We start from the raw sequence: 439 nt of genomic DNA, 5'->3' as shown, positions 1-439 counted from the left end.
GAGCTGTTCGGCCTTGAGCAGGCCCTTGTAGACGACGACGTCGGTGGCGAGGGAGACGACGTAGAACCGCTCGTGGCCCGCCGGTTTCTCTTCCTCGACAGTGATTTCGAGCGCCCGGCGGCCGACGTACAGCTGGTTCTCGAAGGCGTCGCCGGTCTTGCCCGTCGCGGAGGTGACGAAGAACTGGACGATGTCCGGCTCGGATTCAAGCGCCGTCGCGCCGAGGTCGCTGTTGTCCGTGGGAACGTCGCGCCAGTCAATGACATCGAGACCCTCAGCGGCGAGTTCCGTCTCAACGAGGTCTTTCAGACTGTCGGCGACTTCGTCGTCCTGCGGGAGAAAGAGCGTGCCAACGGCGTACTCGCCAGCGGGCGGCAGGTCGGCGTCGACTTCGGCAGTGAAAAACTCGTGTGGAATCTGGAGCATGATGCCCGCCCCG

General features: G+C 64.2%; 1 protein-coding gene. It reads right to left on the bottom strand.

Features of this window, described 5'->3' with window-relative positions; translation table 11 throughout:
- A partial coding sequence (locus tag C5B90_RS20190; RefSeq protein WP_148708288.1) for a hypothetical protein occupies window positions 1-439 on the bottom strand: 439 nt, incomplete at both ends.

Source organism: Haloferax sp. Atlit-12N (assembly GCF_003383095.1).
In the GTDB taxonomy this organism is placed as follows: Archaea; Halobacteriota; Halobacteria; order Halobacteriales; family Haloferacaceae; genus Haloferax.
This window is presented reverse-complemented; position numbering and strand designations above follow the sequence as displayed.